Origin of the sequence: Azohydromonas australica DSM 1124 (assembly GCF_000430725.1) — a bacterium.
GTDB lineage: Bacteria > Pseudomonadota > Gammaproteobacteria > Burkholderiales > Burkholderiaceae_C > Azohydromonas > Azohydromonas australica.
In genome coordinates this window covers 138612-152102 of sequence record NZ_KE387212.1, presented here as the reverse complement: position 1 = coordinate 152102, position 13491 = coordinate 138612, and the positions used below count along the sequence as shown (strand labels likewise).

The window sequence follows — 13491 nt, the reverse complement described above, 5'->3', positions numbered from 1 at the left end:
GCGCGCCGCCACGCGAGCGCATCACGGGCATGGAAGGGCTGCGCGGCTACGCCGTCGTGCTCGTGTTCCTCGTCCATTTCGCGGATCACTACGTGCGCCGCTACGGTGGCCCGGATTTCGAGCACTCCAGCATCCTCGATGCGCCAGGCATCGGCCCTGCGCTGGCCCACTACCTGTGGGCGTCGCACTACGGCGTGGACCTGTTCTTCCTGCTCAGCGGATTCCTGATTTTCAGGCTGGTCGCACGGCCGGAATTCCGCTATGGCCGCTTCCTGTGGAATCGGCTGGCCCGGCTGTATCCGGCGTTTGCGGTCTGGCTGCTGATCTACACCGCCTACCACGCGACTTTCTGGAACGTGACCTACGACTGGAAGCTGCTGCTCCAGAACGCCTTGATGCTTCACGGCATCCCGGAGCTGGGCATCAAGGCCATCCTGGTGGCGAGCTGGTCCTTGAGCTTCGAGTGGCTGTTCTACCTCGCGATGCCGCCCCTGCTGCTGGCCATCCGGCGCTGGCATGCGGCGCTGCGGCCGGCCCACGTGGCCTGGGCCGGGCTGCTGGTGCCGCTGGCCGCGATTCTGCTGGGGTCGCACTACGCGCGCTTCGTCATGTTCTTCGCCGGGGCATGGATGGCCGCGCTGCCGCCGGGCACGTTGAGGCGCTGGACAAGCCTGCTGCCCGACTGGGCCGTGCTGCTGCCGTACCTGGGCGTGACGCTGCTGTTCTCGTTCACGCAGAACTACAACCTCTTCTCCTGGCCTTATGCGGTTGTCTGCGGGCTGCTGGTGGCCAAGGCCATCGCCGGCGACGGCCTGCTGGCCCGGTGCTTCAACGCTCCGCTGCTGCGCTGCCTCGGAAACTGGTCCTACAGCCTCTACCTGCTGCACGGCCTGATGATCGTTGTGGTGGTGGACCACCTGGGACCTCGATGGGCTTCGCTGCCGCTCCCCGTCCATTCCGGCGTGCTGATGCTTGTCTCGCTGCTGGCCAGTGCCGCGCTGGCAGGCGTTTCGTACCGATGGCTTGAGCTGCCCTACTTCAAGCAGCGCCAGCACGCGGCCGATGAGCCGGGCCCGGAAGGCAGCAGCCGTCCCGAGCCCGGCCGGACATGGGCCATGACGTCGGCCGCCACGGCACAAGCCCGGAGCGAGCCCTGATGCCGGCGCGACACAAGCACTGGGTGCGGCGTCTCGCACCCCCGGGCACAGGCCTGCTCGTGGCCCTGCTGCTGGGCCACGCGCCGGCCGTCCAGGCCCGCGACAGCCGCATGGCAGGCGAGGCCTGGATCGGTGCGAGCGCACTCCACACAGGCAGCCTTGGCGCCATGCTGACCTTCGCCCCGGTGACCCCGAACGACCGCCCGGGATGGCGTGTCCAGGGCGTGGCGCAGCGGGGCTACTACCGCTACGCCCTGAACGCGGCCCCGCAGGGCGTCGTTCGCGGCCGCTACTCGGACGTCAGCGTCCTGCTGGGCTATGAGCACAACAAGGCCGCCTACGGCTTCATGGCGGCCCTGGGTCCGTCGCTCTACACCAAGGACCTTTCCTACCGGTCGCCCGGCGACGGCGCAGGCAGCAAACTGGGAGCCAAGGCAACGGTGTCGGGGTACTTCAGCGCCGAACAGGCGCTGTCCGGCTTCGCGCTCGCAAGCTACTCGTCCGCCAACCGCACGAAGAACCTGTATGCCAACCTCGGCATCGGCCTGCCTCACGGCCTTTCCACCGGGCCGGAGTTCGCCTGGATGCAGGCGCCGGACTACCGCGAGTCCCGCCTCGGCATGCATCTGTCCGGCATCCGTGCGGGGCCCGTGCAAGCCAGCCTGTCACTGGGTTGGCTGAGGAACCAGGACGGCCAGCAGGCACGCCACGTGGGCGTGAATGCCCGCATGGCGTTCTGACCGGCATCATGGCTCCCCCATGAAGACCACCCTCGAAGAACTGCAGGCCTTCACCACCGTCGTGGACACCGGCTCGATCACCGCCGCGGCCGAGCAGCTGGGCCAGACCGTCTCGGGCATCAGCCGCGCCCTGGGCCGCCTGGAGCGCAAGCTGGAGACCACGCTGCTGCGGCGCACGACGCGGCGCATCGCGATCACCGACGAGGGCGCGGCGTTCCTCGGCCACGCCCGCGCGATCCTGGCCGCGGTGGACCAGGCCGAGGAACAGATGGCCGCACGCCGGCGCCAGCCCGCCGGCCGCCTGCGCGTCAATGCCGCGACGCCTTTCATGCTGCACGCCATCGTGCCGCTGCTGCCGGCCTTCCATTTGAAGTACCCGCGCATCCGCCTGGAGCTGGACACGGACGATCTCAACATCGACCTGCTGGAGCGGCGCACCGACGTCGCCATCCGCATCGGTGCGCTGCAGGACTCCACGCTGCACGCCCGGCCGCTGGCCAGCAGCCGCATCCGGGTGCTGGCCAGCCCCGCCTACATCGAGCGCCACGGGCGCCCGGCCACGGTCGAGGCCCTCACGCGCCACGTGCTGCTGGGCTTCACCCAGCCCGAGTCGCTCAACCGCTGGCCGCTGCACGGCGAGCATGGCGACGAATGGCCCATCGTGCCCACGCTCACCGCCTCCAGCGGCGAGACGCTGCGCCAGCTCGCGCTGCAAGGCCTGGGCATCGCCTGCCTCTCCGACTTCATGACGCAGGCCGACCGCCGGCAAGGCCGCCTGGTGCAGCTGCTGGAGCCGCACACGCGGGAGGTGCGCCAGCCGATCAACGCGGTCTATTACCGCAACGCCCAGCTGGCCGCGCGCATCACCTGCTTCCTGGACTTCGTGAGCGAGCGGCTGTCCACGGACGAGGAGCTGTGCGAGGCCGCGCCCGCCAGGGGACGCGCGCGCAAGCCGGCGGCCGGCTGACCGCCGGCTCTTGACTCGGCGTCAAGAATCATCTGCCCCGGCACGGCTGTTTCCGCCGGGCCTGCGGGCCCACAGTGGCGCCCAACCTGTTGTTGGAGCTGCCCATGCCCCTTGCACTGCTCGCGCTCACCGTCAGCGCCTTCGCCATAGGAACGACGGAATTCGTCATTGTCGGCCTCATCCCGACCATCGCCGCCGACCTCCAAGTCAGCCTGCCCTCGGCCAGCCTGCTGGTCAGCCTCTACGCGCTGGGCGTCGCCATCGGCGCGCCCGTGCTCACCGCCCTCACCGGGCGCCTGCCGCGCAAGACGCTGCTGCTGGCGCTGATGGCGCTGTTCACGGCGGGCAACCTGCTCGCGTGGCAGGCGCCGGGCTACGAGTCGCTGGTCCTGGCGCGGGTGCTCACCGGGCTGGCGCACGGCGTGTTCTTCTCCATCGGCTCGACCATCGCCACCAGCCTGGTCGCCAAGGACAAGGCCGCCAGCGCCATCGCCACCATGTTCACCGGGCTGACGGTGGCGCTGGTCACCGGCGTGCCGTTGGGCACCTTCATCGGCCAGCACTTCGGCTGGCGCGAGACCTTCCTGGCCGTCGCCGCGCTGGGCCTGCTGGCCTTCCTGGCCAGCCTGCTCGCCGTGCCGCACGGCATCCGGCATGCGCCGCCGGCCTCGCTGCGCAGCCAGGCCCGGGTGCTGGCGCAACCACGGCTGCTGCTGGTGTACGCGAAGACAGCCATCGGCTACGGCGGCTCGTTCATCCCCTTCACCTTCCTCGCGCCGATCCTGCAGGACGTCGCCGGCTTCAGCCAGGGCGCCGTGGCGTGGGTGCTGCTGGCCTACGGCGTCTCCGTGGCCATCGGCAACGTCTGGGGCGGCCGCCTGGCCGACCGCAAGGGACCGATCCCGGCCCTGCAGCTGATCTTCGCGGCGCTGGCCGGCGTGCTGATGCTGCTGACCTTCACGGCGCACAGCCCCTGGCTGGTGGTGCTGACGGTGCTGGCCTGGGGCGCCGTGGCCTTCGGCAACGTGCCGGGGCTGCAGGTGTACGTGGTCCAGCAGGCCGAGCGCTTCGAGCCCCAGGCCGTGGACGTGGCCTCGGGCCTGAACATCGCGGCCTTCAACCTCGGCATTGCGGCCGCGGCCTGGGGCGGCGGCCTGATCGTCGAGCGGCTGGGCCTCATGCACACGCCCTGGATCGGCGCCCTGGTGGTGCTGCTGTCGCTGGCGCTGACGAAGCTCAGCGGACACCTGGACCGCCGCGACACCGTAACCCACGCCGCACGCGGCGCCCTGTCGAGCCGCTGCTGAGCCGGGCCTTCATCACCCCTTCCGTTCACGAGGACTGACACACCATGCAAGCCATTCCTGACTTCGGCCTGGGCACCTTCCGCCTGAAAGGCCAGGCCGCCATCGACTCCGTGAGCACCGCGCTGGAGCTGGGCTACCGGGCCATCGACACGGCCCAGATCTACGACAACGAGGAGGCCGTGGGCCAGGCCATCGCCGGCAGCGGCGTGGCCCGGCAGGCGCTCTTCCTGACCACGAAGATCTGGACCGAGCACCTGTCGCGGGACCGGCTCGTGCCCAGCCTCAAGCAGAGCCTGCACAAGCTGCGCACCGACCACGTGGACCTGACGCTGATCCACTGGCCGTCGCCCGACGGCGCCGTGCCGCTCGCCGAAACCCTGGATGCGCTGGCGCAGGCCAGGCGCGAAGGCCTGACGCGCCAGATCGGCGTGTCGAACTTCAACGTGGCGCTGATGCGGCAGGCGGTGGCCGCGGCCGGCCCCGGCGCGATCGCCACCAACCAGGTGGAGCTGCACCCGTATCTGCAGAACCGTGCGGTCGTCGAGGCCGCACGGGCGGCCGGTGTCCGGATCACCTCTTACATGACGCTGGGCTACGGCAAGGTGCTGCAGGACCCCGTCATCCAGGCCCTGGCGCAACGCCACCAGGCGACGCCGGCGCAGGTGGTCCTGGCGTGGGCGCTGCAGCTGGGCCACGCCGTGATCCCTTCCTCCACGCAGCGCGCCCACCTGGCCTCGAATCTCCAGGCTCGGGCACTGCGCCTGGGCGACGAGGACATGGCCCGCATCGCCACGCTGGACCGGGGCGAGCGCCTCGTCGATCCGCAGGGGCTGGCGCCGCGCTGGGATTGACGCCATGCAGCGAACTGCCCGCCGCACCCCGTCCGCGGCGCCTCAGTACACTAGGCCGCCTGCCTGCGTCGAGGTCAGGCTTCCGCTCAGGGCATCCAGGTAGTACGGCGGGGTGTCGTCACTGCGCGTCCAGTTCGTGAGATTGAACCGCACGGTCGTGGTGGCGTCGGACGGCGACGCGGCCACCTTGTGAACCTGCACGTTGCGAAACGCCAGCGGCGTCTTCGCCGCGATGGTGTCGGCAGCCTGGGTGGGACGCAGGAAGTACGCGGCGCCGCTGCCCACCACGGTGGCGATGCCGTCGTCCGCCACCACCGCGGTCTTCTCGTCCACGCCGATGCCCCGGACAACGTCCAGCCCCGCCAGGCCCTCTCGGATCGTCCGCGCCAGGAAGGTCACCAGGCGGCCCATGCGGTCGCGCACATGAAAGTGGGTATCGGTGGTGGTGCCGGCCAGTCCGGGCAGCCCAGTGATGAACGTCGTGCTCAGCGTGATGCGCTTGTCATACGGATCGGCCAGCGCCTCGGCGGAAGTGACACTGCCGTTCTCGCCCGTGTAGTCGACATCGCCCAGCACCGCCATGCCGGCGCTGCTGCCCCCGATGGGTACCCGGCGGCTGCGCAGGTGGCCGAGCGAGGCCTCCAATGGCGTGCCCTTCCACAGCGCGATGTAGTTGGACTGGTCACCGCCGGCGATGAACAGCACGTCGGCATTGCGCACGATGCGGTTGACCTCCGGGTCGCTGGCCGCCGCCTGCTTCTTGAGCACCAGCGTCTCCACCGAATCGACCCCCGCCAGCGCCGAGAAGCTCACGTTGTAGTCGTCCGCACCCGAGGTGCGGATGACAACCACATCCACCTTCGCGCTGGAGCTGCCCCTTGCCTTGTCGACCAGGCGCCGCAGGGGCTCGGCGATATCGTTTTCGCCGCCCATCAGCACGACCATCTGCGAGCCGGGCGGCAGGAGCGCGACGTCGGTGGCGCTGCCGGTGAGGTAGTAGTCGTAACCCTTCGTGGAAAGATCAGGCGCCTTGGCGCCGGCCTGCGCCGGTACGGCGCCGAGGACCGAAGTTGCGGCAAGGGCCGCCAGCAGCACCCGCGTGGCGACAGGCCAGGACAAGGACGAACGCATCAGAGACATGCGGATCTCCTCCTGTGGAAGATGACGGAGTTTGCTCCCTTCACTTTCCGCCGTGCAGCGCCGTGTGGAGCGAACGCTGGCGCTGCCAGCTGTCGAGCCGCGGCTCGCGCTGGACCACCTCGCAGCGAAGCCGCCTCCTGCACGACCGGGCGGCTACGTCACCTCATCTCCCGCTCAGCGCCCCGTGAAGCGCGGCGCGCGGCGCTCCTGGAAGTGCGCCACGCCCTCCCTGAAGTCCTCGCTTTGCAGGCTGGTGAACATCTCGGCGTTGGCCAGCGCCACGGCCTCTCCCAGCGACTGGTAGGGCGACTCCCAGAGCTGGCGCTTCACCACCGCCACCGAACGGGGCGACACCTCGGTGGAGAGCGTGCGCGCCAGCTCCAGCGCGGTGGACAGCAGCGCCTGCGGCTCCACCACGCGGTGCACCAGCCCCATCGCCAGCGCCTCCTCGGCGCCGACCTTGCGCGAGGTCAGCAGCAGGTCCGTCGCATGCGCGTGGCCCACGATGCGCGGCAGCATCCAGGCGATGCCGTGCTCCGCGATCAGCCCACGCTTGGCAAAGGCGGTGGCGAAGGCCGCCGTGCTGGCGGCGAGGCGGAAGTCGCTGTAGAGCGCCATCACCAGCCCCAGGCCCGCCGCGGCGCCGTTGATGGCGCAGATCACGGGCTTGGCGATCGCCGGGAAGTACGAGTAGCGCGTCTGGTAGTCGGCGCGCCGGTTCATGTCGTAGGGCCGCATCCACTCCTGGGCGCGGATGTCCTCCGGCGGCAGCACCTCCAGCTCGTCGATGTCCATGCCGGCGCAGAAGGCGCGCCCGGCGCCGGTGAGCACGATGGCGCGCACCGCGGGGTCGCGCCCGGCCCGCTCCATGGCCGCACGCAGCTCGGCCTCCAGCACCTTGGTCAGCGCGTTCATGCGCTCGGCCCGGTTCAGGGTGATGACGGCGGTCGCGCCCTCGGTGGAATAGGTCAGTTGCTGGTAGTCCATGGCTTCACTCCTGGTTCGTGGACGGGGTGTCGAAGTACGCGGGCGGCATCTGGATCGACACCGGCTCCAGGAACTCCTCGAGGCCGTGGCGCCCGTTCTCCCGCCCCAGGCCGGACTGCCCGAAGCCGCCGAAGGGCGCGGCCGAGTTGAAGGGCGCGCCGTTGACGTCCACCTGGCCCGCGCGCAGCCGCCGCGCCACGGCCAGCGCCGCCGCCGGCGTCGGCCCCCAGACGCTGGCCGCCAGCCCGTAGGCGGTGCCGTTGGCCAGCGCGACGCCCTCCTCCACGCCCTCGTAGGGCAGCAGCACCAGCACCGGGCCGAACACCTCTTCCTGGGCAATGGCGCTGTCGGGCCGCACGTTCCCCAGCACGGTGGGCGCGACGAAGAAGCCGTGCGGCGGCAGCGCCACGTCCGGGCTCAGCCGCGTGGCACCCTCGCCCAGCGCCTGCTCGACCAGGCCCAGCACCCGCTGCCGCTGGGCCGCCGAGATCAGCGGCCCCAAGCGCGTCGCGCCATCGGCCGGATCGCCCATGCGGTAGCCCGCCGCGCCCTCGCGCAGCAGCGCGGCGGCACGCTCGTACTGGTCGCGCGGCACCAGCAGCCGCGTCGTCGCCGAGCAGGTCTGGCCGGAGTTGAGGAAGCAGCCGGCCAGCGTCGCCTTCACCGCCGCGCCCAGGTCGGCGCCGGGCAGCACCAGCGCGGCGGACTTGCCGCCCAGCTCCAGCGCCACGCGCTTGACGTCCTGCCCGGCCAGCGCGGCGATGTGCCGGCCGGCGCGCGTGGAGCCGGTGAAGGACACCATGTCCACCTCCGCATGCCGCACCAGCGCCTCGCCCACCTCCGGCCCGGTGCCGTGCACGAGGTTGAACACGCCCGCCGGCACCCCCGCCTGCTCGATGGCCTGCGCCAGCAGGAAGGCGCTCGACGGCGCCAGCTCCGAGGGCTTGAGCACGACGGTGCAGCCCGCCAGCAGCGCCGGCGCCACCTTGGCCGTGACCTGGTGCAGCGGGTAGTTCCAGGGCGTGATGCAGGCCACCACGCCCACCGGCACCTGCTGCACCAGCGAGTGGCCCAGGCGCGTCTCCCACTCCACTTCATCGGCGAGCCGGGCATAAGCGTCCCAGGCGGCGATCGGCGCCCCGACCTGGATGCGCGCGGCCAGCTTCGCCGGCATGCCGACCTCGCGCGAGATCACGCGCGTGAGCTCGTCGCCGCGCTCACGCAGCGCCGCGGCGATCCGGCGCACGACGGCGGCCCGCTCGGCCACCGGCGTCGCGGACCAGGTGCCGAAGGCCCGGCGCGCGGCCCGGACCGCCCGGTCCACGTCCGCGGCGCAGGCGCTGCGGTAGGCCGCGAAGGGCTGCTCGGTCCAGCTGTCGGTCACCGGCGTCAGGGCCGTGCCGCCGGCCGGCGTCCAGGCGCCGTCGATGTAGATCTGCTCTTGGTTCATGGGTGTGTCCTCAGGAATGGGCGGCGTTGCGGCGCGCCAGGAAGGCCTGCATCACGCGGGTGGGCTCGCCGGTGGCGTAGCACTCCAGCTGGTAGCGGATGCCCGCGTTGCAGGCCTCCTCGAAGCCGGCCTGCGTGCGCTCGCGAAAGCGCCGCTTGGTCATGCGCAGCGCGGCACCGGGCAGCGCAGCCAGGGCGCGGGCGCGCTCGACTGCCCGCTGCAGCACCTGCGCCGGCGCCACCAGGTCGTTGACCAGGCCCAGCACGTGCGCGCGCTCGCCGCTGACCAGCTCGCCGGTGAGCGAGAGCTGCTGGTTCAGCGAGTGGCCGATCTGCAGCGACATCAGGTACGAGCCCACGACGCTGGCCAGGCCCGCCTTCACCTCCGGCTGGCCCATGCGCAGGTCCGCATGCGCCACGCGCAGGTCGCACAGCAGCGCCATCTGGAATCCCGCGCCCACGGCCGTGCCGTTGATCGCCGCCACCAGCGGCTTGTCCACGTCGCGCAGCGCCTGGTACATGGCGTGCTGCCGGTTGAGCCAGCCGGCCAGCGTGGTGGTGTCCACCGCCGCCGACTCCTCCAGGTCCTGCCCGGCACAGAAGGCACGCTCGCCGCTGCCGGTGAGCACGAGGGCATCCGCCGCGTCGCCGGCATCCAGCTCGCGCAGCGCCGCGCCCAGCTCGCGCCGCAGCGCGTCATTGACCGCGTTCATCACCGCGGGCCGGTGCAGCCGCACGACGGCGATGCGGTCCGTGATCTCCACGGTCACGGTGGGTTCCTCACGCATGGCGGCCTCCCGTCAGCTCGACCACGGCGTCCACGGCCCAGCCGCCCTCGCCGGCGCTGCCGACGATCAGCGGGTTGAGGTCGATGGCGGCGATGTCCCGCGGGTGCGCCGCCGCCAGCCGGCCCAGCGCCACGGCGCAGCGCGCCACGACGGCCCGATCCACCGGCGGCTCGCCGCGCACGCCGGCCAGGATCGGCGCGATGCGCAGCCCCGCCAGCTTCTCCAGCACGTCCTGCTCGGTGAAGGGGTGCAGCAGCACCGCGAAGTCGCGCAGCGCTTCCACGTACTTCCCGCCGTCGCTGACCATGACCACCGCGCCGAAGGCCGGGTCCTGGCGCACGCCCAGGGCGAACTCGCGCCGCCCGCGCACGCGCCGGGCCACGATCACGCCCTCCAGCGGCAGCTCCAGCGCGCGGACGCGGGCCGCACAGTGCTCGAAGGCCTCGGCCACCGCCCCTTCGCTGTCCAGGCCCAGGAACACCAGCCCGTGCTCGGACTTGTGCGGGATGTGGGCCGAGCAGGCTTTCAGCACCACCTCTGGGCCCAGCTCGCGCCAGGCAGCGACGGCCTCCTGCGCCGTGCGGCATGGGCGGTGCGGTGCCAGCGGGATGCCGGCGTGGCCCAGCACGGCCAGGCTGTCCGCCTCGCTGAGCGTGGCAGGGCCGGAGCGCGTGGCGACACCCTGCAGCGCCGGCAGCGACGGCAGCGCCTCCACGGCGGCCGAGCGGCGCAGCGCCTGCTGCTGCAGCCGGGCGTGGCGGCTGAGCTGGTGCAGCGCGGCCAGGGCGTCGGTCTCGTGCCCGAACACCGGGACGCCGGCACGCCCGAAGGCGTCGCGCACCGAAGCCTGTGGGGCCGAGACGGCGGTCGGCTTGCCGTGGGCGGCCATGAAGCGCGCGGTGTCGCGCGCCATGCCTTCCACGTCGTAGCCCTCGCCCGCCACGGGCACGCCGATGAGGAACAGGTCCGCCTGCGGGTCGGCCGCCAGCGCCTCCAGCGTCGCGGCGAACATGCCGCCGTCGGTGAGCAGCGAGGCCGTCAGGTCCACCGGGTTGCCGGCCGTGGCGAAGCCCGGCATGACGCGCGCCAGCGCCTGCAGCGTCGCCGGCGCCAGCTCGGCCAGCGGCAGCTTCAGCTGCTCGGCGGTGTCGGCACTGAGCACGCCCACGGCGCCGCTGTGGCTCATCACCACCAGCCGCTCGGCCGGGTGCAGACCGGCGGCCAGGACCAGTTCGACGGCGTTGACCAGGCCGTGCACGTCGGCGGCGCGCCAGATGCCGTGGCGCTCCAGGAAGGCATCGACCACCACGTCGTCATGCACCAGCGCGCCGGTGTGCGAGGCCGCGGCCTGGGCGCCGCGCGCGCTGCGGCCCGACTTGAGGGCCACGACCGCCGCGCCACGCGCATTGGCCAGCCGCGCCACCTCGGCCAGCGTCGCCGGGTCGGACAGCGACTCGATGTAGAGCAGCACGACGCGGATGTCTGGGTCCGCCGCCGCCACGAGGGCCAGCTCGCCCACCGAGGCGTCGGCGTCGTTGCCCGAGGCCACCAGGTAGCGCACGCCGATGCCGCGCTCGCGCAGCAGGGCGTAGGGCATGACGCTGGCCGCGCCGCTCTGGCTGACGATGGCCACCGGCCCGTCCTGCGGCGCTACCTCCATGAACATGGTGCTGAAGTTCAGCACCGCGCCGCTGCCGAAGTTGGCGATGCCCTGGGCGTTGGGCCCGATCAGGCGCACGCCCAGCCGCCGCGCCTCCTCCACCAGCGCGCGCTGCCGCGCCAGCCCCTCGGCGCCGGTCTCGCCAAAGCCCGAGCTCATGACGACGGCGGTGCCCACGCCACGGGCGGCGCACTGGCGGATCACCTCGGCCACCTGCTCCTGGCCCACGGCCACGACGGCGACGTCGGGCGCCTCGGGCAGCGCCGCCAGCGAGGGCCAGGCGGCCAGGCCCTGCACGCTGTCGCGCCGCGGGTTGATCGGGTAGACGGCGCCGGCGAAGCCGAAGCGCTGCAGGTAGTGCAGTGGCCGGCCGCCGACCTTGTTGCGGTCCTCGGTGGCGCCGACGACGGCGACGGAACGCGGCGCGAAGGCGCGCGCGAGGCGGGAATCAAGCGTGTTCATGGCGTCTGGAGCAGTCATTCAAGAGTGGCGCCCGAGGCCTTGACGACCGGGGCCCATTGGGCGATGTCGTGCCGGATCAGCGCGGTGAACTCGGCCGGCGTGGTGGGACGGGCCTCGGCGCCCTCGGCCTGCATGCGCTGCTTCATCTCGTCCGTGGACATCACGGCCACGATCTCGCGGTTCAGGCGCTCCACCACCGGTGCCGGCGTGGCGGCCGGCGCCAGCACGCCGAACCAGATCGTCACGTCGAAGTCCTTGAGCCCGGCCTCCTGCGCCGTCGGCACCCCGGGCAGCAGCGGCGAGCGCTTCGGTCCGGTCACGGCCAGCGCGCGCACCTTGCCGGCGCCGATGTGCGGCGCCTGCTGCGCCACGGTGTCGAACATCATCGACACCCGGCCGCCGAACAGGTCCACCAGCGCCGGCGCCGAGCCCTTGTAGGGCACGTGCGTGAGCTGGATGCCGGCGCGGGCCTTGAACAGCTCTCCCGACAGGTGGTTGGAGCTGCCGTTGCCCGCCGAGGCGTAAGTCATGTCGCCGGGCTTGGCCTGCGCCAGCTTGACCAGCTCGCCCAGGCTCTGCGCCGGCACGCCGGGGTGGACCACCAGCACGTTCATCGTGGTCGCCATCAGGCTGACCGGCGCGAAGTCCTTCACCGGGTCGTAGCGCAGCTTCGGGTACAGGCTCGGGTTGATGGCCAGCGTGCCGGTGGTGCCGAAGAACAGCGTGTGGCCGTCCGGCCTGGCCCGCGCCACCGCTTCCGCGGCCAGGGTGCCGCCGGCGCCGCCGCGGTTGTCCACCACCACCTGCTGGCCCAGGCGCTCGCCCAGCTTCTGCGCCAGCAGGCGCGCCATGGCGTCGGTCGGGCCGCCGGCCGGGAAAGGCACCACCAGCGCCACCGGCTGCCGGGGAAAGGCCTGGGCCTGGGCTGGCGGCGCCAGCGCGGCCAGGGCGACGAACGGAATCAAGAGCTTCATGGGCTGTCTCCTTTCGAATCGGTATCCCACAGCGTAGGCAGCCGGCCGCTTGCGAAAAAGTGGAAATGGCAGATTTCAGGTTTCGACTAAAGTGAAACCATGCACCTGAAGCAGCTGCAGACCTTCGTGCTGGTGGCCGAGCTGGGCTCGCTGTCGCGCGCGGCCACGACGCTGGACATGGCGCCCTCGCTGGTGAGCCGCCAGGTGGCGCTGCTGGAGGCCGAGTGGGGCGACCGCCTCTTCGAGCGCACGGGGCGCGGCATGGCACTGTCGGACTTCGGCCGCCGCATGCTGGGCGAGGCCAAGCGGGTGCTGGACCAGGTACAGCGCCTGGAGAGCGTGGCGCACGAGAGCGCGGGCGCGCTGACCGGCACGGTGCACGTGGGCGTGCTGCCCTCGATGTCGCGCCCGCTGCTGCCGCGCCTGATCGCCGACATCCGCACGCAGGCGCCGGGCGTGCGCCTGCACGTCGTCGAGGGCTTCAGCGGCCACCTCGACGAAGCGCTGGCGTCGGGGCTGCTGGACATGATGGTGGTGAACCGCTACGGCGCCGCGGCCCAGCGCGGCGAGGACGTGCTGGCCACGGTGCAGACCTTCCTGACCGGCCGGCCCGGCCATGCGGCGCTGTCCGGCCCGACCGTGGACTTCGCCGCGCTGGCTGGCCTGCCGCTGGTGCTGCCCGCCATGCCCAACGGCATGCGCAGCGTGCTGGAGCAGCTCTCGCACAAGCACGGCGTGGCGCTGGAGACCGTGATGGAGGTGGACACCGCCTCGGCCATGAAGGACGTGGCCATGAGCGGCCACGCCTTCACGCTGCTGCCGCTCATGGCCCTCGGCGAGGAGCTGAAGGCGGGCACGCTGGGCGCGAGCCGCGTGGTGGCTCCCGAGATCCCGCGCACCATCGCGCTGAGCCTGAGCACGCACCGGCCGCTGTCCCGGGCCGCGCGCTTCGTGGCGACGCGGCTGCGGCAGCTGGCGTCGGAGGTAGTGAAGGACTGACGCCGCGGCG

12 protein-coding genes are annotated in these 13491 nt (G+C 72.0%); 6 read left to right on the top strand and 6 right to left on the bottom strand.

The features are described from left to right. Window positions 1-29: 29 nt before the first annotated feature. From H537_RS0134105 to dkgB, 5 genes are all read left to right on the top strand, one after another. Window positions 30-1157 (top strand): acyltransferase family protein, encoded by a 1128-nt coding sequence (locus tag H537_RS0134105; RefSeq protein WP_029001463.1) that lies wholly within the window; start codon window positions 30-32, stop codon window positions 1155-1157. 59 nt (window positions 1158-1216) lie between these two features. Continuing rightward, window positions 1217-1897, top strand: coding sequence for a cellulose biosynthesis protein BcsS (gene bcsS, locus H537_RS0134100; protein WP_156902120.1), 681 nt, complete (start codon window positions 1217-1219; stop codon window positions 1895-1897). Window positions 1898-1916: 19 nt separating this feature from the next. Further along, window positions 1917-2864, top strand: a complete 948-nt coding sequence (locus H537_RS47150) for a LysR substrate-binding domain-containing protein (RefSeq protein WP_084151169.1) — start codon at window positions 1917-1919, stop codon at window positions 2862-2864. A gap of 104 nt (window positions 2865-2968) precedes the next feature. Continuing rightward, entirely contained in the window at window positions 2969-4171 is a 1203-nt protein-coding gene (locus tag H537_RS0134090; protein WP_029001461.1) for an MFS transporter, read from the top strand. Window positions 4172-4215: 44 nt separating this feature from the next. After that, window positions 4216-5022 (top strand): 2,5-didehydrogluconate reductase DkgB, encoded by an 807-nt coding sequence (gene dkgB / locus H537_RS0134085; protein WP_029001460.1) that lies wholly within the window; start codon window positions 4216-4218, stop codon window positions 5020-5022. A gap of 42 nt (window positions 5023-5064) precedes the next feature. On the opposite strand, the gene H537_RS47145 is transcribed toward dkgB, so the two are convergent. The 6 genes from H537_RS47145 to H537_RS0134055 form a co-directional block, all read right to left on the bottom strand. Continuing rightward, window positions 5065-6117: a cyanophycinase gene (locus tag H537_RS47145; RefSeq protein ID WP_169517145.1), complete on the bottom strand. Its 1053-nt coding sequence runs from the start codon at window positions 6115-6117 to the stop codon at window positions 5065-5067. Window positions 6118-6336: 219 nt separating this feature from the next. Next, entirely contained in the window at window positions 6337-7149 is an 813-nt protein-coding gene (locus tag H537_RS0134075) for an enoyl-CoA hydratase (protein WP_029001459.1), read from the bottom strand. Between the two features lie 4 nt (window positions 7150-7153). Next, on the bottom strand, window positions 7154-8599 hold the full coding sequence (locus H537_RS0134070; RefSeq protein WP_043461280.1) for an aldehyde dehydrogenase family protein: 1446 nt from the start codon (window positions 8597-8599) through the stop codon (window positions 7154-7156). Window positions 8600-8609: 10 nt separating this feature from the next. Next, window positions 8610-9386, bottom strand: a complete 777-nt coding sequence (locus H537_RS0134065; protein WP_029001457.1) for an enoyl-CoA hydratase/isomerase family protein — start codon at window positions 9384-9386, stop codon at window positions 8610-8612. After that, on the bottom strand, window positions 9379-11508 hold the full coding sequence (locus H537_RS0134060) for an acetate--CoA ligase family protein (protein ID WP_029001456.1): 2130 nt from the start codon (window positions 11506-11508) through the stop codon (window positions 9379-9381). The genes H537_RS0134065 and H537_RS0134060 overlap by 8 nt, the downstream gene beginning before the upstream one ends. A gap of 14 nt (window positions 11509-11522) precedes the next feature. Further along, a complete protein-coding gene (locus tag H537_RS0134055) occupies window positions 11523-12482 on the bottom strand; it encodes a tripartite tricarboxylate transporter substrate binding protein (RefSeq protein WP_029001455.1) in 960 nt (319 codons plus the stop codon). A 99-nt stretch (window positions 12483-12581) separates the two neighbouring features. Here H537_RS0134055 and H537_RS0134050 point away from each other — a divergent pair, with 99 nt between their 5' ends. Further along, complete coding sequence (locus H537_RS0134050; RefSeq protein ID WP_029001454.1) at window positions 12582-13481, top strand: LysR family transcriptional regulator; 900 nt, start codon at window positions 12582-12584, stop codon at window positions 13479-13481. Window positions 13482-13491: the final 10 nt, after the last annotated feature.

What these genes read in the sequence shown, in the direction of transcription:
- H537_RS0134070 (WP_043461280.1), bottom strand. Translation starts at nt 8,599, where the DNA reads ATGAACCAAGAGCAGATCTACATCGACGGCGCCTGGACGCCGGCCGGC.
- H537_RS0134105 (WP_029001463.1), top strand. Translation starts at nt 30, where the DNA reads ATGGAAGGGCTGCGCGGCTACGCCGTCGTGCTCGTGTTCCTCGTCCAT.
- dkgB (WP_029001460.1), top strand. Translation starts at nt 4,216, where the DNA reads ATGCAAGCCATTCCTGACTTCGGCCTGGGCACCTTCCGCCTGAAAGGC.
- H537_RS47150 (WP_084151169.1), top strand. Translation starts at nt 1,917, where the DNA reads ATGAAGACCACCCTCGAAGAACTGCAGGCCTTCACCACCGTCGTGGAC.
- H537_RS0134050 (WP_029001454.1), top strand. Translation starts at nt 12,582, where the DNA reads ATGCACCTGAAGCAGCTGCAGACCTTCGTGCTGGTGGCCGAGCTGGGC.
- H537_RS0134065 (WP_029001457.1), bottom strand. Translation starts at nt 9,386, where the DNA reads ATGCGTGAGGAACCCACCGTGACCGTGGAGATCACGGACCGCATCGCC.
- H537_RS0134060 (WP_029001456.1), bottom strand. Translation starts at nt 11,508, where the DNA reads ATGAACACGCTTGATTCCCGCCTCGCGCGCGCCTTCGCGCCGCGTTCC.
- H537_RS0134090 (WP_029001461.1), top strand. Translation starts at nt 2,969, where the DNA reads ATGCCCCTTGCACTGCTCGCGCTCACCGTCAGCGCCTTCGCCATAGGA.
- H537_RS0134075 (WP_029001459.1), bottom strand. Translation starts at nt 7,149, where the DNA reads ATGGACTACCAGCAACTGACCTATTCCACCGAGGGCGCGACCGCCGTC.
- H537_RS0134055 (WP_029001455.1), bottom strand. Translation starts at nt 12,482, where the DNA reads ATGAAGCTCTTGATTCCGTTCGTCGCCCTGGCCGCGCTGGCGCCGCCA.